The 22,442-nt window shown below is 59.8% G+C and carries 18 protein-coding genes and 2 pseudogenes; 14 read left to right on the plus strand and 6 right to left on the minus strand.

All coding sequences use genetic code 11. The features are described 5' to 3' along the window. Window positions 1–57 precede the first annotated feature (57 nt). The 3 genes and pseudogenes from ACIPUD_RS14825 (at window position 58) to ACIPUD_RS14835 (ending at window position 1,708) form a co-directional block, all read left to right on the plus strand. The gene (locus ACIPUD_RS14825; RefSeq protein ID WP_446480952.1) at window positions 58–573 is read left to right on the plus strand and encodes a DUF992 domain-containing protein; all 516 of its coding nucleotides are present in this window, start codon (window positions 58–60) and stop codon (window positions 571–573) included. A 264-nt stretch (window positions 574–837) separates the two neighbouring features. Next, window positions 838–1,348, plus strand: a pseudogene (locus ACIPUD_RS14830) (outer membrane protein); the annotation flags it as partial. Window positions 1,349–1,414: 66 nt separating this feature from the next. Next, window positions 1,415–1,708, plus strand: coding sequence for a helix-turn-helix domain-containing transcriptional regulator (locus ACIPUD_RS14835; RefSeq protein ID WP_446480953.1), 294 nt, complete (start codon window positions 1,415–1,417; stop codon window positions 1,706–1,708). Window positions 1,709–3,912: 2,204 nt separating this feature from the next. Here ACIPUD_RS14835 and ACIPUD_RS14840 read toward each other — a convergent pair. The 6 genes and pseudogenes from ACIPUD_RS14840 to ACIPUD_RS14865 all read right to left on the minus strand — a co-directional run bounded on the left by ACIPUD_RS14840 (window position 3,913) and on the right by ACIPUD_RS14865 (window position 10,477). Then, a complete protein-coding gene (locus ACIPUD_RS14840; RefSeq protein ID WP_446480954.1) occupies window positions 3,913–4,080 on the minus strand; it encodes a hypothetical protein in 168 nt (55 codons plus the stop codon). Between the two features lie 148 nt (window positions 4,081–4,228). Next, window positions 4,229–4,615: pseudogene (locus ACIPUD_RS14845) on the minus strand (CarD family transcriptional regulator); the annotation flags it as partial. A gap of 534 nt (window positions 4,616–5,149) precedes the next feature. After that, window positions 5,150–6,103: an ABC transporter substrate-binding protein gene (locus ACIPUD_RS14850; RefSeq protein WP_446481122.1), complete on the minus strand. Its 954-nt coding sequence runs from the start codon at window positions 6,101–6,103 to the stop codon at window positions 5,150–5,152. A gap of 167 nt (window positions 6,104–6,270) precedes the next feature. Next, on the minus strand, window positions 6,271–7,998 hold the full coding sequence (locus tag ACIPUD_RS14855) for a cache domain-containing protein (protein WP_446480955.1): 1,728 nt from the start codon (window positions 7,996–7,998) through the stop codon (window positions 6,271–6,273). A gap of 719 nt (window positions 7,999–8,717) precedes the next feature. Beyond that, window positions 8,718–9,305, minus strand: coding sequence for an ANTAR domain-containing response regulator (locus ACIPUD_RS14860; protein WP_446480956.1), 588 nt, complete (start codon window positions 9,303–9,305; stop codon window positions 8,718–8,720). Further along, entirely contained in the window at window positions 9,302–10,477 is a 1,176-nt protein-coding gene (locus ACIPUD_RS14865; protein ID WP_446480957.1) for a transporter substrate-binding domain-containing protein, read from the minus strand. The genes ACIPUD_RS14860 and ACIPUD_RS14865 overlap by 4 nt, the downstream gene beginning before the upstream one ends. A 409-nt stretch (window positions 10,478–10,886) precedes the next feature. Here ACIPUD_RS14865 and ACIPUD_RS14870 point away from each other — a divergent pair, with 409 nt between their 5' ends. The 11 genes from ACIPUD_RS14870 to ACIPUD_RS14920 all read left to right on the plus strand — a co-directional run bounded on the left by ACIPUD_RS14870 (window position 10,887) and on the right by ACIPUD_RS14920 (window position 22,406). Continuing rightward, window positions 10,887–12,287, plus strand: coding sequence for an amidase (locus ACIPUD_RS14870; RefSeq protein WP_446480958.1), 1,401 nt, complete (start codon window positions 10,887–10,889; stop codon window positions 12,285–12,287). A gap of 17 nt (window positions 12,288–12,304) precedes the next feature. After that, the gene (locus tag ACIPUD_RS14875) at window positions 12,305–13,300 is read left to right on the plus strand and encodes an acetamidase/formamidase family protein (protein WP_247523509.1); all 996 of its coding nucleotides are present in this window, start codon (window positions 12,305–12,307) and stop codon (window positions 13,298–13,300) included. A gap of 33 nt (window positions 13,301–13,333) precedes the next feature. After that, the gene (locus ACIPUD_RS14880) at window positions 13,334–14,575 is read left to right on the plus strand and encodes an urea ABC transporter substrate-binding protein (protein WP_446480959.1); all 1,242 of its coding nucleotides are present in this window, start codon (window positions 13,334–13,336) and stop codon (window positions 14,573–14,575) included. A 97-nt stretch (window positions 14,576–14,672) separates the two neighbouring features. Continuing rightward, a complete protein-coding gene (locus ACIPUD_RS14885) occupies window positions 14,673–15,539 on the plus strand; it encodes an ABC transporter permease subunit (protein WP_446480960.1) in 867 nt (288 codons plus the stop codon). 11 nt (window positions 15,540–15,550) lie between these two features. Then, on the plus strand, window positions 15,551–16,624 hold the full coding sequence (locus ACIPUD_RS14890) for a branched-chain amino acid ABC transporter permease (RefSeq protein ID WP_446480961.1): 1,074 nt from the start codon (window positions 15,551–15,553) through the stop codon (window positions 16,622–16,624). A 2-nt stretch (window positions 16,625–16,626) separates the two neighbouring features. Next, window positions 16,627–17,346, plus strand: coding sequence for an ABC transporter ATP-binding protein (locus ACIPUD_RS14895; RefSeq protein WP_446480962.1), 720 nt, complete (start codon window positions 16,627–16,629; stop codon window positions 17,344–17,346). Further along, window positions 17,336–18,061 carry an ABC transporter ATP-binding protein gene (locus ACIPUD_RS14900; RefSeq protein WP_446480963.1) on the plus strand — a complete coding sequence of 242 codons (726 nt, stop codon included), beginning with the start codon at window positions 17,336–17,338 and terminating at the stop codon, window positions 18,059–18,061. The genes ACIPUD_RS14895 and ACIPUD_RS14900 overlap by 11 nt, the downstream gene beginning before the upstream one ends. 47 nt (window positions 18,062–18,108) lie before the next feature. Continuing rightward, on the plus strand, window positions 18,109–18,870 hold the full coding sequence (locus ACIPUD_RS14905) for an SDR family NAD(P)-dependent oxidoreductase (RefSeq protein ID WP_446480964.1): 762 nt from the start codon (window positions 18,109–18,111) through the stop codon (window positions 18,868–18,870). 84 nt (window positions 18,871–18,954) lie between these two features. Next, complete coding sequence (locus tag ACIPUD_RS14910; protein ID WP_446480965.1) at window positions 18,955–20,358, plus strand: amidase; 1,404 nt, start codon at window positions 18,955–18,957, stop codon at window positions 20,356–20,358. A gap of 420 nt (window positions 20,359–20,778) precedes the next feature. After that, window positions 20,779–20,901: a hypothetical protein gene (locus ACIPUD_RS14915; RefSeq protein WP_446480966.1), complete on the plus strand. Its 123-nt coding sequence runs from the start codon at window positions 20,779–20,781 to the stop codon at window positions 20,899–20,901. Between the two features lie 1,292 nt (window positions 20,902–22,193). Beyond that, window positions 22,194–22,406, plus strand: a complete 213-nt coding sequence (locus ACIPUD_RS14920) for a hypothetical protein (RefSeq protein ID WP_446480967.1) — start codon at window positions 22,194–22,196, stop codon at window positions 22,404–22,406. Window positions 22,407–22,442 lie beyond the last annotated feature (36 nt).

Below are 22,442 nucleotides of genomic sequence, written 5' to 3' on the forward strand. Positions count from 1 at the left end.
CATCGCAATGCTGGTCCGCGTTGGGGACCACCAGAATACGTCGTTGGAGGCCGCCCCATGAACAAAGCAATGCTGAACAGACCAATCGCATGCGCCGCCCTGGTGCTCGCCCTGGCCATTGTTCCTGCCACCGCTCAGCAGGCTGGGCGAACGCAGGTCGGCACCCTGACCTGCAACATTTCTCCGGGCGTTGGCATGATTGTCGTGGGACAGCGGCAACTGAGCTGCATCTATGCATCGGCGAGAGGCAGGGCGCGCGAGGCTTATGAAGGCACCGTCAGTACGCTTGGGCTCGACATCGGCGCCACGTCCGGCGGCAAGCTGACTTGGGCCGTTTTTGCACCGACCACACTGCGCCGGGCGGCATTGGCGGGAACCTATGCGGGTGCGACCGCCGGTGGTACGGTCGGTGCCGGAGTGGGTGCCAACCTCCTGGTCGGCGGCTCGGATCGCACGGTCGCGTTGCAGCCACTGTCCGTGCAGGGTCAGACGGGCGTGAACATTACAGCGGGCGTGTCCAACATGGAGTTGCGGCCGGCCACTGCGCCTGCGCCTCGCAAGTCCCAGCGATAACATCAGTCAGCGCCAGCGGACTCTCCGTTGATGCATATCAAGGGTTGGCCACCCTTGAGTGCTTCGTGCTAGGGGCTGGAGGCGGACAGGATGGCGCAGCGGACACTTGTGATCGTAGTCGACGACGATGCGGGCCTTCTGAAGAGCGTGGCGCGGCTGTTGGCGCGCCACGGCATCGAGAGCCGTACTTTCGCCTCGGCCGAAGCATTGCTTGAGAGCGACAGCGTGCAGACGGCAAGCTGCTTGCTGCTGGACATTCACCTAGGCGGCACGGTTGGTGGTCAGATCGGCTACCGCATGCAGTCGGGGCAGTGGGTGTACGGCATCGAAGGTCAAGGCAACTGGGCTGACTTCTCGGGCGACAACGTCAGCGCGATCCCGGGATTTGGGACTCGCAATCGTTCGCGGATCGACTCGTTCGGTCTGATCACCGGTCAGGTCGGCTACGCCTGGAACAATACTCTGTTCTACGTCAAGGGCGGCGCCGCGGTCGTCAGCGACAAGTATGATGTATTCGATCTTCCGACCGGTGCGCTCTTCTCGTCGGCTCGTGAAACCCGTTGGGGCGGCACGGTAGGCGCGGGCCTCGAATATGGTTTTGCACCGAATTGTCGGTTGGCGTCGAGTACAATGACATCTTCCTGGGTGATCGCACGATCGAGCTCACGACGCCGATTGGAGCTTTCGCGGGAGCGACCGCATCCGCCAAGACGTTGATATGGGCTTGGTCCGCGTAAACTATCGCTGGGGCGGTCCGAGCATCGCGAAATACTGAGCGCGCCTCGATTCAATAACGAAGGGCCGGCTTTTTAAGCCGGCCTTTTTTGTTGTGGAGACCGAGATGACGAAAAGATTGAGTCCCGTCGCACCCTCGCAGTTAACCGGCGAGTTGAACGAGGCATTCCAGTCGGCCGAAGCTCGCACGATCTGCAGAGCAATTGGGAAGGCGCTAGATCACTTCAACATTTCAGAAGTCGCTAGAGAAGCCGGTCTGCAACGAACGAGCATTTATCGAGCATTTGGGGACGAACAGCAGCTTCCACACTTTTCAACTGTTCTTGGTGTGCTCACGGCCATGGGATTGGAGATGAGAGTAGCCCCCCGCCGACGTCGAAAGCAACCGCCTAGCTTCTGAGGCATAAGCATCGTTGCCGTTAAAGAGACCCAAGCAGCCGATTACGCCAAAGGCGACAGACTTCCGTTTGCCTTGGTAAGCCGGCGTGCGTGTGCCAGATCTGTTGCCACCGTTCATACCTCCCGCGACATTGCCGGATGGGTCCGGTTCTTGACTTTGATCCAATGCTTTTGCCGTCCACCGCGGTGAGGGAGCTAGCGTTGGATCACTCCGCCGCTTTCAGACCCGGTTCGGTCAGCTCATAACGCCAGCCGTGCTTCACGAGCCAGCCACCTTCGACCATCTTGCGCGCCAAACCCGTCGAGCACGCAGATTGATTGCCTCCCGGGTGATACAGCCGTCCTCGCGCTCGACCAAAAAGCCATGCACCCGGGCCAGCCGAAGGGCCTTGCACATCGCAGGAAATATGATGACGGACTCCTCGCTCATTTCTGCCAAGCGACGGAACGAACTAAGGCTCCTGAGAGGCGAAGGCCGCGCCTAAACGAAACCACCGCCATGCTCACGCTGCGCGTGATTGCTCGCCAATTACTACACCGTTCCATGAAGGCGGGCAGCGCATCGGTCGCATCCGCCAGTGGCCGGATTTCGTGTATCGAAGCGAGTGCGCATGCCGCCAGCAAAGCGGCAGCAACGCGCAAATTATCGCTTCCTAGTAGCTCGGCGCGCGCGAACTACTGCGCATCGTCGGTGTGGAAAAGTCGATCGAAAGGTCCGCCGGTTCACGCTAACAGGTGCTCGCCGGAGCCAACTCCAATCAAATGCGCCGCCGGGCAAACAATACCTTGTCCCGGCGGCGATAGGTTTAGTCCAGCCCCGAGAGGGATCAACAAAATCCCGGATACTGATACTACGAATAGAAGCGCGCGAAGTTTCAGTGCACCTCTCCGTGCATTGCAATTCAAGGGCGCCGGTTCACACTGGCGGGGCCGGCCATCGTGCAGCAGAATGCCAAGCCCAAGGCTCTAGCGGATTCAGTATCTATTCTCGTGGATCAAGCGCCTAGTGCATCCATCACCGGCCCATCACGGCCTCTATCGGTGACTGAGAGCCCCGTGCTCCCGCCAAGATATGCGGAGCCATTTATGCCCAAGCTCACCACATCGCTAACAGATCGCCTCACCCAAATGGCGAGCGCCGCTCGCAGCCGGGCAGAGGCAACACCTCCGGGCCCCAAGCGGGAAGCTTTGCTAAAAGCCGCGCGCCTGAGTGAGAACGCCTTGCACATTCAGCAATGGCTGAGCTCCCCCGGCCTCCGTCCTCCAACGTAAGCCCCCACTTGATGAGCATGCCGTCTCATGTGGCGGCCTCATTGTAAGCGACGGTTCACGCTGGCGGGCCTCTGTGCTAGCGCCACGGTGCCGTGCCGATCGTGCGGAACGTCGCGGCGTCGGTCGCAGGAGCAGCCTCTTAGCCGTTCCTGCGACCTTCACTTTCGCGGCTCCGGCGCTCTGATCCGCAATTGGATCGGCAGCCGGGAGCATAGGGGCTGGAAGCCAGAGATGCCATGTTTCGCTCTAGTGTGACAAGGCGCTACCGGTAGTTGTCCGGAGTCCATTTTCGGAACGGGGTGTTCTACTGTGAGAACACCGGCGCGATTTAAGTACCAAGCAATTTCAAGTTGACCCGGATGGCCGCAGTGGGGCTGGAACCACGCTGCGGCCTTTCGCTTGAGCGAACCCAATTCTTTTTTGATCCATATTTAACGGCGCAGTTTTTTCCGGGGGACGATTTGTGAGCATCCAAACCATAGTGGCTACTATATTGGAGCGCGAGCTGGCCGCGCGCGGCGTGCAATCATTGAGGCATTCCGATTGTATGGAGATCGTGGAAAATCTGCTCGGGCGCTTGAAGGAGCTGGACGGAGAATTAGCCGCACGCGAGCAAAACTAGACGCTCCCTCCATCGAAGTAGAGACGGCCCCGGCTTCAGTGGGGCTGGAAGGATGGGCCGGGGCCGCTCCGCCAGCTCCAACGAGAGAGCTAGCAAGACTTCCAAGCCTTCCTCCGCGCGTTCGTTCCTCGCTCTCCCGCTCACGCATTCGGAAATTCAGCAAGTTCGCTCGTGCGCAGAGACGGAACGGCCTGACCCGCGAACCGTTGGAACTTGGCCTTGGGCTTCGTTTCGCGTGCGCCTGAGGCGAATAGGGAAGGTACCTTGGACTCAGGTCTGCGCCAATCCGGGGCCGTCTTTTTAGCGATGCCTCAGCGCTCGGCGTTGCCTAAACTGTCGACGATCAGTTTCGCGACATCGGCCTCGGTCTGCTGCTTGACGATTGCAATCTCGTCCCCGAGGTCGCTGTGCCGCAGATTTATACAGTATGTGTCGAGCTGAGCTCGGTACACTTGCTTGAGACTCCGCGTGAAGGTCACGAACAGTCTCCGCAATAGCTAACAAATCGCCTGAGTCGAGCTTGCTATGGTAGAAGCTCGCCTCCATTGTGGGCGCTTGCCGTGAGCCAGTCGCCAGCAACTCGAGCGCCTGCTGCACGACATTCGGTTCAGAAGGTCTGCGGATCCCAACCTTTAATAAGTTCGCCGAGGGAATTCTCAGCGTCATTTTATCGCGCTTAAAATCTATGACATGGAGCTCAACTTCGATACCGGCGACTTCTTGCTTCTCGATTGCGAGAATTTGGCCAACACCATGCGATGAATGAACCACGAATTCTCGGACCTGGAAGGCCGAGCTCCCAGTAGGTGGCGCCGTCTGCCTTTGCTCCCGGCGTTGTCCAGCTCTTTTCCGAGGTGCGGCTTCGGCGCCGTAAGTATTTTTGAATCCCTCGTAGATCAGTTTTTCTGCAGCGGAAGGCGGACTGTCAACCTGTGATGAGAAACTCTCGTAGTACCTACCAAAATATTCTCGATCCTTTTTGTAGTTCCAGATCCAATTCCATGAGTAGATGATGCCTTAGTGAGCCGTCGGGCGACGCACCCGCAAAGAGCGCTTTGTGTATCAAGCTTTGGATAAGCTTGTACCGTGGTTATCGCCTTGTGGCTTGTTCCGCTGCTTGTCATCACGATAGAAATTCATCAACGTAATTGTTGACCGCTGCAACAATGGTCGATGCGCGGATTGGCCCATCCACAGTGGCGGGTTCTCCAGCGCGCGTCGGGCTACGGAGACCCCTTTCAACATGATTCTTGAAGCGCGACCTTAGCCAGCTGATCGCGCCAAGTCTCCGGTCAGGCGAAATCCCGGGCGATAGTCCGTCGACGGAAAGTAGACCGTCTACGCATCGCCTGGCTGAAACAACTTGTCGGAAGGCCGTCGTCGGACGGTCTTTGTTTCAGAGGCTTGTGTGAATCGGCGGATCGCCACGTTGGCTCATGCTGACTGTAGCTCGGAGCGGCGCAAGGTTTACTTCGTGAAGGTGACACGAACAATTTGCCGTCCAAGATGGCCTATGAGCTAGAGCCGACGACAGCCGGACCGCGTCGTTTACTCGATGACCTCATCTGCGCCGGCAACGAATGCAGAGGAGAATGCGTGGCCTAGCAGTTTGGCCGCCTTCAAGTTGATAACGAGCTCCACCTTTGTAACAAGCTGGACTGGAAGATCAGAAGGCTTTTCCCCCAACAGTACCCTTCCAGTATAGAGCCCCGCGCGCCGATGCGATTGCATGAAATCTCCTCCATAGCTCATCAAACCTCCAGCAACGGGAAAGTCTCGGGTCTGTGTGATCGCGGGCACACGATACTTTGTCGCGAGATGAGCCAACTGCGAACTGCGAAAGGCAAAGTAGGGATCGGAGGTAAACACAAGTCCACTTGCCCTGTCCCTAGCCGCGGTATCGAACACCGCTTCAAACTCATCTTCCTTACTTGCGTGCAAAATATCCAATCGAACGCCCAAGGTGCCTGCAGCTGCGTGAAGCTTCTGCAATTGTGACTGTACGGTCGGACTTGTCGGGTTGGCGACAACCATCAGTTTCGTCGCCGTGGGCACCAGGTCGCACATAAGTTCAAGCCGCTTTGGCGAAACGTCGACACTCAGGCTCGAAACTCCCGTGATGTTTCCGCCCGGCCGCGACAAGCTATCGACCACCCGTAGCTGGACGGGGTCGCCGCCCATCTCAAAAACGATTGTCTTGGTCGAACTCACAGCCTTTGCGGCGAGTGCCACGGGGGCGCCCCCAGGTGCCACGATGACATCCACATTGCGGGCGACCAGTTCGGCTGCCAACGCAGGCAATCGAGAATACTCACCGAGGGCCCATCGATAGTCGATTCTTACATTGCGGTCCTCGACAAAGCCGGCTTCTGCAAGCCCCTGCCGAAAAGCCTGGAGTCTGGTGGCAAAGAGCTCGGGCGATTCCGGACAAAGATAGCCAATGACGGGCACAGAAGGTTTCTGCGCAAACGATTTAGTTGCCCACGTCGCAACACCTACCATCAGAAGCAGGACATCACGCCGCTTGGCACGTCTTCGTAGCATTACCGCTCTGGAGTTGGTGCACCTCATGGCTACGATCCCGCGCCGTCGGCCGATTGCCAGAGCATAGCCTGAATGCCCAAACAGTCCTCGACGAGATTGTGCAGGCATCCGGCGGTCAGGCTCTGCTACAGACAGCTGAAGGATATCCTGAAGATCGGAATAGCTTCGTCGAATCCTTTGATTTTGCGGTCCCCAAGCTCCTCAAGGGGCCGCTTGCCCTTGGCAGCTGATGCGACTTCGGCGTCGATCAGAATTTCCTTGTCTGCGGCAGATGCGCACAGTCGGGCAGCGAGATTCACAACACTGCCAATGGCGGTGTAGTCGAGCCGGTCCTTGTAGCCGATCCGGCCGACTGTGGCGGGCCCGCTAGCAAGGCCGACTCCGAAACCAACGTGGTAGCCATGCGATCGCCAGCCGGCGATCAGGGCTTGCACGTTCTTTTGCATGTCAATGGCGAGATCGATTGCTCTTAAGGCAGGCTCTTCGATGGGGACAGGTGCGTTCACCAGGACCATCAGTCCGTCTCCAGAGAAGTTAATCAGCGTTGCTTCAAATTCCGCAATGACCCTGCCGAGGGTTTCATAGTACTCCGACAGTACGCTCATGACCTCCTCAGGCGCAGCTCCTGCTGAAAACGCGGTGAAACCTCTCAGATCGCAGAACACAACGACGACTTCCGTACGGCGGCCGTCCAGCACACTGTCGTCGCCAGCTCTATCGACGAGATCGGCGACCTGGGGGGCAAGGAAACGCTTGAGCTTGGTTATGCGCTCCTGGTGCTGTTGTGCCTGCTCCAACTCGGAAGCCATTCGGTTGAAACTGTTCGCGAGGCGCTGGAACTCATCCCGGGTGTGGATCGAGATGCGGTAGTCAAAGGACCCGGCACCAATCCTCTCCGTGCCTTCCTCGAGCAATTTAATCGGCACCGTCATCCGGTCCGCCAGTACATAGGCCAGAATGCCTGCGAGTATGCTGCTCATTGCCAGAAGCATGACCGTCCTCCATAGGGCGGCATAGAGCGGCGCGTAAGCTTCAGATAGGGGCTGCTCGACCACGACTGTCCAATCGAGGCCCTGTACGGGAGCCGCGCTAGCAGCAACATAGTGCCCCTGTGCATCCCGGCTCGTTGCGAAACCCCGTCCCGGCCCTATAGCGTCCCGTATAGCGCGGAAAGGTTCGGAGGTTGCTTCTTCTGCCCCGCGCAGAACGAGGCTGATGTCGGGGTGGGCGACTAGACGGCCCGATCGGTCCAGAACGAAGGCGTAGCCGGTTTTTCCAATTTTGATCGCGGAGATCACGTCCCAAATCAGCTTGAGGTTGACTTCGGCGACGACAGCGCCGACAGCCGGTCGATTGCCGACAATCGACACCGTCAGGTACGGTTCGGAGCCTCGATTGTAGCTGACCTCGCTAAACCAGACCTGAGCTACCCGGGCACCGACCAAGGCGGGATCGGCTGATCGATCGGCGCGGCTCTCAATTCGATTAAGGCCGATCCGCGAGATGTAGAGACGCTCCAGACCATTGCCGTCGAGGAGCGTAAGACTAGTAATGGCGGGCGCCTGTCGAAGGAGGCGCAACGCGTCGGTTCGCCGGCGTTCGTCGGGCTCCTCAGTCCACGGAAGCTGAACCAGCCATCCAAGCTGAGTTGTGACACCGTGGATGAAATCGTGTATTTCGGCAGCCGCAGATGCCGATTGGAGACCAAGCCACTGATCAAGCCTATCGCGCTGATCGCGATAGCCGAACCATCCTTCGATAACGCCGTTGAAGGCCAGCGGGATAGCGACAGCCACGAAAAGCGCGAGCAAATATTTATGAAAGAGGCTGCGAAACCGATCTTGAGGAATCATGATCCGGTCTCCTGTACAATCAAAATAGATACTATGGACTAGAATAACATGTCGCTCTCCCCCCAGCGGAGTTCATTCAAACTTTAAATTCGCAACACCAGGGTCTCTCCTGACACACTGGCCGTCACAGCCGATTGGGCGGCGTCCGGGTACTGAACAGGCGCACAGCGTCCGTCGTGCATTGCCAGTCGATCATCCGCACCAAAGAGACAAAACACGACTTGATGCATTCTGGCCGTTAGCTCGAAGGGCCGCCAGGCCATCGCAACGTCGCCTCTCGGGCATAGATCGGACATGAGAAAGCTCGTCTAGAATCGCCGTTTGTGACCCCTTAGCTGACCTTCCGTGAGGTGCAGCTGCGATGTGCTATTTGAGGCAAGGCAGACATCCAGATCGCTGACGGATAGCGTTTCATACGAAACGGCGTCAGTTGGCCAACTGATAAGATAATACGCAAAAGCTTATCAGTTGGGCGCTGGACGGGAGGTGGATGCCTGATTCGCCCGAATAGCAGACCGCAGCTAAAACCGCTGGAATGTCACTTAGGGGGCCAGAAGCCGAAACAGAGTTTGCCCGATGGTGCCAATCAGTTGAGAGCTTATCAAGCGCTATGCGATGCGCGTGCTACGGCTCATCTTCTTGATGTGACGATGCAAACAGCAAGGAGTCCAGCGGGCACAGGAGATTGCGGCCTGCCACGCCCGCCCGCAGAAGGCGATCTAACCTGTTGCGCGCGGGAGCATGCCCGTTGCCGCAATCTCTGCCGAAAGCTCTTCGATCGTCTTGCGTTGCTCCATGGCGGCTTTTCGGATCAGCGCAAAGGCGGCAGGTTCGGCAAGCGCATGCGAATGCATCACCTGGAGAACGGCGGCAAGTACGACACGACGTGACCGCAAGCGCTGCTCGAGTTTGACGATCTGTTGCTTCAATTCGCTTGTGCGTTCGTTTCGCTCGAATGCCATGACGAGCGCTGCATAGATGCCGGCCGATCGCAGCGGCTTGATGAGGAACGAAGCTGGGTCGAGCTCGAACACCAACTTCAGGCGGCTTGGGGTCTCGGTGCCGACCAGTGCGATGACAGGTGACCGCGCCAGGTACGCGCATTGCGTCGGCTGCAGCAAGGGTAGGAACTCGTCATCGATCAGCGACAGGTCCGGTGCGAAGCCGACGGGCTCACCCGGCATCCATGCGACACCCGCGATCCCGAGACGCTCGAACTGCCGTCGCACGATGGTTGCATCGCGTTCGTCCTTGATGGCAACGAGCGCCTTGCGTCCGCGCAGCGAAAACGAAGACGGTCTGCTCATTTCACAACCCGCAAATGCGGCGCGTTCGGCAATGCGCCGCCCACCGAGATCTCCCTCGAAGGGCTGACCGTAACGTCGAGCTGCGTCAGGTAAGGATCAGGCTTAACGGGCGCGTCGGCTTCCCAGAAGATATCAAATTGGCCGTGCGGATTGGATACGGCCAACCGCGGTGTAAGGACGCAGTGATTGTTGCCGCCGTCGATCCAGACCGGCCCTTGCGGCGAATTGTAGCGATAGCCTGCCGCGGCGCGCCGCACCTCGGCGATGTCGGATGTGCCCGCGCGCTGCAGCGCGCGCGCCAGCAAATAGACCGCAACATAGGCGGATTGCCCGTCGACGGAGGGGCTGCTGTCGTCACCATACCGCGCCTTCCAGCGCGCGACGAACGCGCGGTTCTCCGGCAGGCGGATGCTCTCGAAATAGGCCGACGACGTGATGCAGCCGGCCGATGCCGGTCCGATGATCGCGAGTTCCGGCTCGCAGAGGCTGCAGCTCAACATGGGAATCGCCAGACCCGCGGCCTTGGTGCCGGCGTGAAAGGCGCGGATGAAGTCGTAGCTCGAGCTTCCGACCAACGTATTGAACACGACTGGCGGTTTGCGACGAACGATCTCGTCGACAATGTGATCGACGGCACTTTCGCCGAGTTCGAGCAGCCGTTCGGCGAGGATTTGGCCATCTGCCGCGCTGACCAGTTCACGGGTGACGCGATTTGTCTCCCAAGTCCAAACGTAGTTGGAGCCGACGCAGAAGATCTCCCGTGACAGATTGTCGAGCACGTATTGGACGAGCGGCAAGACGTTGTGATTTGGAGAAGCGCCGACATAAATCACGTTGTCGGAGCACTCGAAGCCTTCATAGCGCGCAGGATACCAGAGTAGGCGATCGGTGCGCTCCACGATGGGCAGCACTTGTTTGCGCGATGCCGACGTGTAGCAGCCGATGATGTGCTCGACGCGGACGTTGCGGATGAGGTCGTCGCAGACCGTATGATACTCCGAGATGACGCCGTGGGGATCGCGTATATGGGGAGCGATCGAGAAATCAAACTCCGCCTGATTGTTGATCTCGTCGACCGCCATTATGGCGCTCTTGAGGATCTCGCGGCCCATGGCCTGATAGGGCCCGGACTGCGAGCAGATGATGCCAACGGGAACAGACGATTTTGTCATTGCCGACTTTCGGTGGTGCGACGCGACAATGAAATCATCATCGGGGATGGCAGTGCAAGTAGCCTGCCGGTTTGCTGCGCAGCACTATCGAAATTTAGGCAGAGAGCATCGTTGACAATGCGATAGGCAGTTACTTAGACTTTTCTCCTAGGGGTTACCTGCCGAACCTTGCGTGCGCCGATCTGGCCGATGACGTCCAGCTCTTTGCACTAAGTGCTTCGTTCGATTGTGGACCCTAAGCGATAGATCATAGCCGCGGCATTTGAGCCATTCGTCGCCTCATTCGGGAGGGACGGGTGGCTTTTTTCGTTTGCCGCCGGGGAAGCTGGCGATGCGTCCGCGTCGCCCGTGAGGATAGCGCATGCGTGAAGACGACCGTGTGTCACATCGAGTGGGAGGGTGATAGGCGATGGCGACAACAGATCTCCACTATCTAGGACTCGTTGACGTCGGGCGGAAGATCCAGGCGAAGGAGCTATCGCCGGTCCAAGCGACCAAAGCGATGCTCGGGCGGATCGAGCAGCTCGACGGCAAGCTCAAGAGCTTTGCTTATGTAATGGCCGACTCGGCGCTCGCCGAAGCGGCGGCGGCCGAGAAGGAAATCGCTTCCGGCAAGATCAGGGGGCCGCTGCACGGCGTGCCGGTGGCGGTGAAGGACCTCTGCTGGGCGAAGGGCGCGCCCGCCGCGCACGGCATGACCATCCATCGCGACTTTCGTCCAACCGAGGACGCAACTGTCGTGGCGCGGTTGAAGGAAGCCGGCGCAATCATTCTCGGCAAGCTGCAGCAGACCGAAGGCGCTTACGCCGATCATCACCCGAAGATCGACCCGCCGAAAAATCCGTGGAACGCGGATCTCTGGCCCGGCGCGTCCTCGAGCGGCTCTGGCGTCGCCACCGCGGCAGGGCTCTGCTTCGGCTCGCTCGGCACCGATACCGGCGGATCGATCCGTTTTCCGTCCGCGGCCAACGGCATCACCGGGCTCAAGCCGACCTGGGGACGAGTCAGTCGGTACGGCGCGTTCGAGCTTGCGGCAACGCTGGATCATATCGGCCCGATGGCAAGGAGCGCGGTCGACTGCGGCGCGATCCTCGGCGTGATCGCGGGTCAGGACCCCAAGGACACGACGTCGGTCCCGCTGCCCGTGCCCGACTATCTCGCTGGTCTCTCCGGCGACCTGCGTGGCGTGACGATCGGCGTCGACCGGCGCTGGACCAGCGAAGGCGCCGACGGCGATGCGGCCATGGTGTTGACTGAGGGGTTGCGTGTGGCGGCCGACCTCGGCGCGAAGATCAAGGAGGTCACGTTTCCCGATCCGAAGGCGGTGATCGACGATTGGTTCCCGCTCTGCGGCATCGAGGTGGCCGTCGCGCACGAGGACACTTATCCCGCACGCAAGGACGAGTACGGCCCGGCGCTCGCGAGCCTGCTCGATCTCGGCCGGCAGCAGTCCGGCATGGACTATCAAAAGATCGTGCTTCGCCGCGAGGCGTTTCGCGGCGCCGTCCGCCTTCTGTTCGAGTCGGTCGATCTCCTCGCGGTGCCGGCGCAGGCATTCGCGGCGCCAACCCTCGCCAAGATGGCGGCCCTCGGCGAGGACGCTTCTCTCATCGCTGGATTACTCCGCTTCACGTGTCCGTTCGACATGACGGGAAGCCCGACCGTGACGCTGCCCGGCGGCTTCACCGCAAATGGCGGTCCGGTCGGCTTCCAGTTCGTCGGCCGTCACTTCGATGAGGCCGGCCTCGTTCGCGCAGGCGATGCGTTCCAGCGCGTCACCGACTGGCACAAGCGTCATCCCCCGATCTGAGCTGAGGAGCCGATCACATGTCCGAAGACTGGTTGAAGAAATCCATTATGGCTGAACGCGCAGTCGCCAAGGGTGCGATCGGCGCGACGCATAGTCTGACCATCGAGCAACAAGGTGGCTTCCACTACGTCTACGGTCCCTATGCCAACCCGACCTTGTCCATCGATCCGGGCGGGGTGGTCGTCGTCCAGACGGAAGACGCCTTCGGCGGCGTGCTCACCAAGGAGAGCGACAGCCCCACGGCCAAACTGAACTTCCCCTATCTCAACCCGCAATGCGGACCGATTGCCGTCAAAGGCGCCAAGAAGGGCGATTGCCTTGCAATCTATATCCGCGATGTCGAGACGCGGGGTGAACAGCCGGCCGGAACGACCTGCATTATTCCGGAGTTCGGGGGGTTGGTTGGAACAAGCTCGACGGCGCTGCTCAATCCGCCGCTGCCGGAGCGTGTGAAAAAGCTGCATGTCGACAGGAACGGCGTGCGCTGGAACGATAAGATCACGCTGCCCTACGAGCCGTTCATCGGCACAATCGGCGTCTCTCCGGAGATCGAGGCGATCTCGTCGTTGCAACCCGACTACCACGGCGGCAACATGGATCTGCCCGATGTCGCTCCCGGAGCGATCATCTATTTCCCGGTGCATACCGAGGGCGGGATGCTTTACGTCGGCGACTGCCATGCGACGCAGGGCGACGGTGAGCTCTCAGGCGTGGCGCTGGAGCAGCGCGCAACCGTCACGTTGCAGGTCGACCTGATCAAGAACTGGAGCTTCGCCTGGCCGCGGCTCGAGACGAAGGACTTCATCATGACGATCGGCAGCGCGCGTCCGCTTGAGGACGCGGCGCGTATCGCCTATCGCGAACTCGTGCGGTGGATGGCGGCCGATTACGGCTTCGACGAGATCGACGCCTACATGCTGCTCAGCCAAGCCGGCCGCATGCGGCTCGGCAACATGGTCGATCCAAAATACACGATGGGGGCATCGATCCTGAAGAATTACCTCAAGCCATGACATCCAGACGCTTTCAGAACAGGAGATAGCACGATGAATTCGGGACGTAAGCTCAGAATGGTCTTGCTTGGCGCCATGCTCGGTACAGTGGCAGGCGCGAGTGTTGGTCGGGCGGCGGAACCGCCGTTGAAGGTAGGTCTGCTCGAGGACGTGTCCGGCGACCTCGCCTTCATGGGAATGCCAAAGCTGCATGGATCGCAGCTGGCAGTCGAGGAGATCAACAAAAGCGGTGGCATCCTGGGGCGACAGATCGAGCTGATTCACCTTGATCCGCAGGGCGACAATGCGCGCTATCAGGAGTTCGGCCGTCGACTGCTCAACCGCGACAAGGTCGACGTTCTGATCGGGGGCATCACCTCGGCTTCTCGCGAGGCGCTACGTCCCATCGTCGATCGCACCTCGACACCGTACTTCTACACCAATCAGTATGAAGGCGGCGTCTGTGACGCCAGCATGATTAGCATGGGCGCAGTGCCGGAGCAGCAATTCTCAACATTGATTCCATGGATGGTCGAGAAATTCGGAAAGAAGGTCTATGTCATCGCCGCTGATTACAATTTCGGTCAAATCTCGGCCGAGTGGAACCGCAAGATCATGAAGGATCTCGGCGGCGAGGTCGTAGGCGAGGAGTTCATCCCGCTCGGCGTGTCGCAGTTCGCGCAGACGATCCAGAACATCCAGAAAGCGAAGCCGGATTGGCTACTCACGATCAATGTCGGCGCTGCGCAGGATTCATTCTTCGAGCAGGCGGCTGCGGCCAACCTCAATCTGCCGATGGGATCGTCGATCAAGGTCATGCTCGGCTTCGAGCACAAGCGGTTCAAGCCGCCTGCGCTTAACAACATGCATGCGACTGCGAATTGGTTCGAGGAGATCGACACGCCGGAAGCGACCGAGTTCAAGCAGCGCTGGCATGCGAAATTCCCTGACGAACTCTACATCAACGACATGGGCTACAATGCCTATAATGCGCTCTATATGTACAAGGCGCTGGTTGAGAGAGCGAAGTCGATCAAGCTCGACGACATGCGCAAGGTGATCGCGACCGGCGATGCATGCATCGACGCTCCCGAAGGCAAGGTGTGCATCGATCCGAAGAGCCAGCACACCTCGCACCGCATGCGTCTGATCTCGGTCGGGCCGAAGCATGAGGTGAAGGTTGAGAAGGACTATGGGACGATCCAGCCGTACTGGCTTAGCGAAATCGGTTGCGATCTCACCAAGAGGAACGACAAGGACCAATACACGCCGAGCCATCTCCCGAAGAAATCGTGATGCCTGACGGGCACGGATTTTGCTCGTATTGAGAGTTGCGTTCTGGACAGGGCCGGCGCCGCAACGATGCGGCGCCGGGATCGACAGAGGGACCAAGATGTCGGCTGAAGTATTCTCGGTATTCTATCAGTTCGCCGACGTGTTCGCGTTCCTCATTCTCTCGGCTGCAGGTCTTGCCATCGTGTTCGGTATGATGGGCGTCATCAACATGGCGCATGGCGAGTTCATCATGTGCGGCGCTTATGTCACCGTCGGCCTTGTGAATCTGGGCGTTCCGCTCGCAATTGCGCAGATCCTGGCCGCGCTCACGGCGGGGCTCATCGGTGTCCTCGTCGAGTTCCTGGTCGTGCGGCGCTTCTACAAGCGGCCGCTGGACTCGCTGCTCGCGACCTGGGGCCTTAGTCTGATCGTAACGCAATCGATGCTTCTGACCGTAGGCTCTGCGGTGCGGGGCATCGGAACGCCCGAGGGAAGTTTTGCGATCGGTGGCTATACGTTTTCGACCTATCGTTTGGTGCTGTTCGCGTGCGCGGTAGCGGTGCTGGCTGGTCTTTACATCATCTTCATGAAGACGCGATTCGGCGTGATCTCGCGCGCGACGATGCAGAATGCGGCCATGGCGAAGGCGCTGGGCGCGCGCACTGGCCGCATCTATGCGATCAGTTTCGGAATCGGCACTGGTCTCGCCGGGCTTTGCGGGGCCCTTTACGCACCAACCATGACGCTGATCCCGACCATGGGAGCGACCTTCGTGGTCGAAAGCTTTGTCACAGTCGTGATCGGAGGGGCGAACGTGCTGCTCGGAACAGCGCCAGCGGCCGTGTTGCTGGCCATGATCCGGATGGCGCTGAACGCGAGCTACGGCCAGATCATCGGGCAGATTGGCATGCTAGTCGCTGTTATTTTGATCATTCGGGTTCTGCCCGAGGGACTCTCCAGTGTTCTAGTTCGTCGTGGGCGCTAAAGGGGATCGTGATGTTGAAGCTGCTGGAAGGTCCGCAGACGCTCGGACGTGGCAAGGTCTTCTGGTCCAGCTTCCTTGTCGTGCTCGCGGGCGCGCTGACATATCCGCTGTTCGCTGATTCCTACGACGTTGGCAATTTCGCCTACTTTCTGATCTGGATCTTCATGGCGCTCGGCCTATGCTTGATGTGGGGTTATGGCGGCATGCTATCGTTCGGCCAGACCTTGTTCTTCGGCATCGCCGGCTACGGGTATGGCGTGCTCGCGATCAACATGGGCGGCGGCACAGCAACGATCGTCGCGCTGATGCTCTCCGTTGTCCTAGCGATGGTGGCGGCGGGCATCCTCGGCTATTTCATGATTTGGGGCGGTATCAGCGGCATCTTCTTCGGTATTGTGACGTTGTCCGCGACCCTCGTGCTCGCCTTCTTCCTTGGCCAAACTGCAGGGCCGGAGTGGCACATAGGCTCGGCTCGGCTCAACGGCTTCAACGGCATGAAGGGCATGGACCCGCTGACCGTGGGCGACTTGTTTATCGAGGGATCGACGCTGTACTACGTCATGATCGCGTTGATCGTGATCGTCTACCTCGCGCTGCGCATGCTGGTGAATTCGGGCATAGGCAACGTCATCGTGGCAACGCGGGAAAACCCGCAGCGTGCCGAGATGCTAGGTTACGATGTCCGAAAATATCAGCTGCTGACTTTTGTGATTGGCAGCGGCCTCGCGGGCCTCAGCGGCGCGTTGTACACGTCATGGGGGCAGTTCATCACGCCGTCCAGCATCGGTCTGCCTGCTGCGGCGATGCCTATCATATGGGTGGCTTTCTCCGGACGGAGCGATCTGACCGCGACGCTGGTCGGATCGTTCCTGCTGCTGTTCGGCTTTCAGACCATCACGGTCTACAGCCAGCAGGCCGCACTCGTGTTGATGGGGGCGCTGCTGCTCGCCACGGTGATGCTGGCGCCGCAGGGTTTTGTGCTCGGCATCGGCAAGCTTGCTGCCGACTGGTGGAGCGGGCGTCGGCGGCGCAAAGAGAGCGCCGTCATGGCGGAGGCTGGTCGCTTGCAATCGGAAGAGACCTGATCATGGCGCTGGTTGAAGTCAAAGGCGTATCCAAGCGTTTTGGCGGATTGACCGCAGTCTCCGACGTCGACCTAACGGTCAACGCCGGCGAGGTCCACTGCCTGATCGGACCAAATGGCGCCGGTAAGAGCACATTGTTCAAGCTGATCGTGGGTCTTTACCCGCCGAGCCAAGGCAGCATACTGTTCGATACCGTCGACATCACGGCTGAACGTCCATATGCGCGCGTGCAGCGGGGCATGAGCATCAAGATGCAGGCTCCGAGCGTGTTCAAGGAGCTGCCGGTTCGGCAAAACATCCGGATTGCGCTCCAGGGGCGATTATCCGGTGCGGAACGCATCGCCGAGGAGGATCGCCTGCTGACTCTGCTCAACCTCGGGCCGGACAGCGAGAAGCTCGCGGGTGCGCTGTCGCATGGCCAGCAGCAATGGCTCGAGATCGGGATGGCGCTGGCGCTGAAGCCTCAGCTCTTGCTGCTGGACGAGCCGACCGCCGGCATGTCTCCGGATGAAACGTTCAAGACCGGCGAGTTGATCAAGTCGTTCAATGCCGAAGGCATGACGGTGCTTGTGGTCGAGCATGACATGGCCTTCGTGCGTCAGGTTGCCCAGCGCGTCACGGTGTTGCATCTCGGCAAGATTTTCGCGCGCGGCGATCTCAAAGGCATTTTGCAGGACGAAAAGGTCGCGCAAATCTATCTCGGTAAGACCCATGCTCACTAAACCCAATCCCACTGACCAGATTCTCGACGTATCGGAATTGTGGGCGGGATACGGTGCGACGCCGATCCTGCAGGGCGTCACCATGTCGGTCTCGCGCGGCGAGATCGTCGGCGTGATCGGCCGTAACGGTGTAGGCAAATCGACTCTGATGCGGTGCCTGATCGGTTTGCTGCAGACCTGGCGTGGCACGATCAGCTTCATGGGGCAGGACATCACAAGGCTCGAAGCCGACGCGCGGGCGAGGGCAGGCTTCGGCTACATCCCGCAGGGACGCGATGTCTTTCCGCAGATGACTGTCGAGGAAAACCTGCAGGTGGGAGAGTTGATTGGCGGTCCCGGTGGCAAGAAGCTGCCTGAACTCGTCTATGAGTATTTTCCGAGACTGAAAGAACGCCGGCGGCAGGCCGCAGGCACCATGTCGGGCGGCGAGCAGCAACAGCTCGCCATAGGCCGTGCGCTGATCGGCAATCCGTCCTTGATGATCCTGGACGAGCCGTCCGAGGGTGTCCAGCCCTCGATCGTCCAGCACATCTGCGAGGCGCTGAGGTCGTTTCGGAACGAGCTCGGCACCACGATTATCTTCGTGGAGCAAAATCTCGACACGATCCTGGCGATCGCCGAGCGTTGTTACATCATGGAGAAGGGCAAGATCACGCAATCGCTGGCAGGCGGCGAGGTCAACGAGGACAATGTTCGCGAGCAGCTCCTACTCTGAATGGCCACATGGCATGTTTTCAAGTCGTCAATAGGGAGGGAATGGACATGGATCTGGGACTCAAGGGAGCGAAGGTTCTCGTCACCGGCAGCACCAAGGGCATCGGCAGGGCGATCGCCGACACGTTTGCGGCCGAAGGCGCCAATGTCGGCATCTGCGCGCGCAACCAGGCCGACGTCGACAACGCGGTCACCGCGATCAAGGCGAAGGGCGTCGCCGCGTTCGGCAGCTCGGTCGACGTTTCCAACGGCCCGGCGCTCAAGGCCTGGGTGGAGGATATGGCCTCCAGGCTCGGCGGCGTCGACGTCGTCGTCGCCAATGTCAGCGCGTTGTCGATCGGGCAGGACGAGGAGAGCTGGGAGAAGGAGTTCTCCACCGACATGATGGGCACTGTGCGGCTGGTCAATGCGGCGATGCCGTTTCTGGAGAAGAGCAAGGCCGCCGCGATCGTCACCATCTCCAGCGTGTCGGGCCGCGAGGTCGATTTCGCTAGCGGTCCCTACGGCACGTTCAAGGCCGCGATCATTCACTACACGCAAGGACTCGCCTTCCAGCTTGCCGGCAAAGGCATCCGCGCCAATTCGGTGTCGCCGGGCAACACCTATTTCGAGGGCGGTGTCTGGAATCAGATCAAGGACGGCAATCCCGAGCTGTACAAGAGCGCATTGGCGCTGAACCCTACCGGCCGCATGGGCACGCCACAGGAGATGGCGAACGGCGCGGTGTTCCTCGCCAGCAAGGCGGCGAGCTTCATCACGGGAACCAACCTCGTGGTCGATGGGGCCCTCACGCGCGGCGTGCAGTTCTAAGCATCGAGAGCCCAATGGTCACCGGACCGCGTCGGCTGCGGCGCAGGTGGCCTAAGCCGCTTTCGACAACAAGAAGGCTGTCAAATGTCAGCAGATCCAATTCACTACAAATCGATTATCGAGCTCTCCGATCTGTCCCGCCGGGGCGAGCTGCTGCCCTCGAAGGTAACCGAGGCCATGGTGAGCCGGATCGACAAGCTCGATGGAAAGTTCCACAGCTACGCACTCGTTCTCGCTGAGCGCGCCATGGCGCAAGCGAAGCTCTGTGACGCCGAGCTAGCGAAAGGCATCTGGCGCGGACCGCTGCACGGCGTGCCGATCGGATTGAAGGATCTCTGCTACACGACCTTTGCGCCGACCGCGGGCGGCACGACGATGCACGCCAAATTTATCCCGCCCTTCAACGCGACCATCGTGGACCGGCTCGAGCATGCCGGCGCCATCATACTCGGCAAGCTGAAGATGACTGAGGGCGCCTACACCAGTCATCATCCGAACGACGAGGCACCTCTCAATCCCTGGGGCGTCGACTACTGGGTCGGCTCTTCCTCAAGTGGATCGGGCGCGGCAACCTCGGCGGGCCTATGCTTCGGTTCGATTGGCACTGATACTGGCGGCTCGATCCGGTTTCCGTCCGCAACCTGCGGACTGACAGGAATCAAGCCTACCTGGGGACGTGTCAGCCGTCACGGCGTGTTTCCGCTGGCGGACTCGCTCGACCATGTCGGGCCGATGTGCCGGAGCGCGGCCGATGCCGCCGCTATGCTTGGCGTCATCGCGGGCGCCGATGTGAATGATTCCACGGCCCTGCAGGCGCCGGTGCCGAACTATCTGGCCGGTATCGGTGACGGCATCCGGGGCGTACGGATCGGCGTGGACCGCAGCTACATCCAGGACGGGATCGATTCGCAGGTGGTCGCTGCGTTGCTGGAAGCCGAACGCACGCTGGCCGCGCTCGGTGCCGATATCCGCGAGGTCAAGTTCCCGGCCTACGAGAAGCTTGTCAGCATGTGGATCCCGATGTGCTCGATCGAAACGGCGGAGGCGCACCTGGAGACCTATCCGTCGCGAAAATCGGAATACGGCCCCGATCTGGCGCAGCTGATCGAGCAGGGCAGGTCGATGAGCGGTGTCGAAATCGCGCAGATCCATCATGAGCGACTGAAGTTTTGCGGCAGTCTCGCCGCCTTGTTCGGCGATATCGACCTGCTGCTGATCCCGACAATGCCTGTGCCGATCCCAACGCTGACCAAGATGGGCGAATACGGTGCCGATCCGAACGTGCTGCTCAGTATCCTCCGCTTCACCGCAGTGTTCGACTTCTCGGGCAGCCCCACAATCACACTGCCGAACGGGATGGCGTCCGACGGCCTGCCGCTCAGCATGCAGTTGGTGGGTCCGCATCTGTCCGAGGATGTGCTTGCCCGCGCTGGTCATGCCTTCCAGTCGGTGACGGACTGGCACACCCGGCGCGCGCCCATTGAATGAACGGTGTCACGGAACAGCAAGACGCGCGCGCAATCTCCTAGCCTGCGGAGTCGCCTGGAAGATAGGGCTCATTTAGCGAGTCCGAGACGAAGTGGGGTTGGTGAGCGCAGCAGTCAGTCGGCAACCGATATGGCTTGTCGCAAATGGAGCAGTTTCGCGAACTGATAAGGAAATTGCTGAAACCTTATCAGTGCGCACGGCGAGCAGGGAGTCACGCTTGTGAACGGCCCTCTCTGGGGGGAAGCGGGCATTCGCCCGAAGGCTGATTTCAGCCAGGTGCGGCCTTCAATCGTCCGCAGGAGCACCGGGCTTCGCTACTGCACTTGCAAACAGCACTTTCGCAGTTGCTGACACACCCGTGGTACCGGGGCAGGCTGAGAAATCAAGTTGCCCTGGAAGTCCTTGGCTGCACGGACTGAGATGGAAAAGAAAGCCGAGGGCAGCGGCTGCTTTGAACTCGATGACGCCAAGGGCAAGGACGGGCAGTACGACAGCAAGCTCGAGAAGACTTTGAGACGATCGCGATGCCGCGACCAAGCCTGACGAAGCCTGTTCCGCGGTCTAGCAATGCGGATTTTCTGGAGCGGCTGTAACCCTGTCGGCAAACGCTCTGCACGTGGGGCGCGTTGTCAGGTCGGCCGCCGCCAAGTTGCCTCATTAGATCGGAGAATTCTAACCGGCGCCATTTCAAGCCGGAGGCATCATGCTGAGAATGATGTTGTTGGGCCTCCTCATCCCACTGGGTGTGGGAGTGCTTGCTGCAATGGAACTCAAAACTCCAGCGAGGAGTGTAGCAGTGCCTGTCCCGCCCGTTGCCGAGATAGCCGCAGGCGTTTCCGAGCCACGCGGTGCGTTGGCCAAGGCTGAGTTGCGCCCTTGTGCGCCCCAGCTCCCTCCGTAGCGGGTCCTCGGCTCGTCACGTCGGCCGGTCATCGCCGCTCGCGGGGACGTTGAAGCCCCGGGCAGCAAGTTCCAGCTCGAGCTCAGTGATCCGCTCGAAGATGCGAGCAGCAATCGCCTCGGACTCTTCGGCGGTTAATGATCGAATGCCCCTCGAAGATAGCTCGTCCCTGAGAACCTTCGCCACGAGTAAGGTGGATCGCCATTGGATTAAATCCTAAAATGACGATCCAATCGCAACCGAAGGGCGAACGCAAGGTGGGTAGCCCACCGGCATTGGATCGATCTCTTCATCAAGGTCAGCGCTTGGTTAGCTTTTTAGGAGGAAGCCCACCATCCGTCGGGGAATGATTCCAGCAAAGTCCAATCGACTTGGTTGTCATTGTCAGGGGGGCCGATAGCTTTTGCATTCCGGCTTAGTGGCGCGTGGCGACGGAGGCGAACAGACATAGCGCACCGTTCACGACGTCGAACGCGGCGCGAAGCAGGATGTGTCAAGCGTATTGGGGGCACACCGCGGGCGCGGCGCTCTGCTTCTTCGACCAGACCTCGAAGATCTTCCAATTCTGAGAGCTGAGACGTGAGTTCGCTAAGTCGTTCGGCGTAAAGGATTGCGCGAGAGCCTCGCATAAATGTCCTCCCCAGCACAAAAAAGCACTATCAGGATGGCGTCAGAGCATATAGCGCGAGTAGTAAAAGTAGGACACTACCACCGGTAAATTGCAGATTTCAATACGTCAGGCTCACTGCCTCAGGACCGCGTCCACTCCCTTGCCAGCCCGTCAATGATCTTGACCTATTTGCCGAAAGCTTGGTTGAGCGTTCGCAGCCAAAAAGGGACCTGGGTGTTTAAGCCAGCGTAGAAGTTGCGCCAACCTTTCAAGTTGCACTAAGCTCATCCGATTAGATCCGAATTGTTTTTGTGGAGTAGCGTCATGTCGAGTGCGATTGAGTTGATTGTGGACGGCTACGCGAGTCTGAAAGACCGCCAGTCGCTTGAGGAGCTGAGGGTGCACCGCCGGCGCCTTGCCGGAGACCTGAAAGCCTGGGCGGGCTTTGACTGCAGGTTGTCGATTGCGCAGATCGAGCAGGACATCGAGGCCATCGAGGCGGGCCTGGAGACGTTGTCGGGGCCGGTCGGCGGTTAAGCTAAGGCGCCATCCGATGGCGGCGAGCGCGCAGGG

This window comes from Bradyrhizobium sp. CAR08 (genome assembly GCF_052871955.1).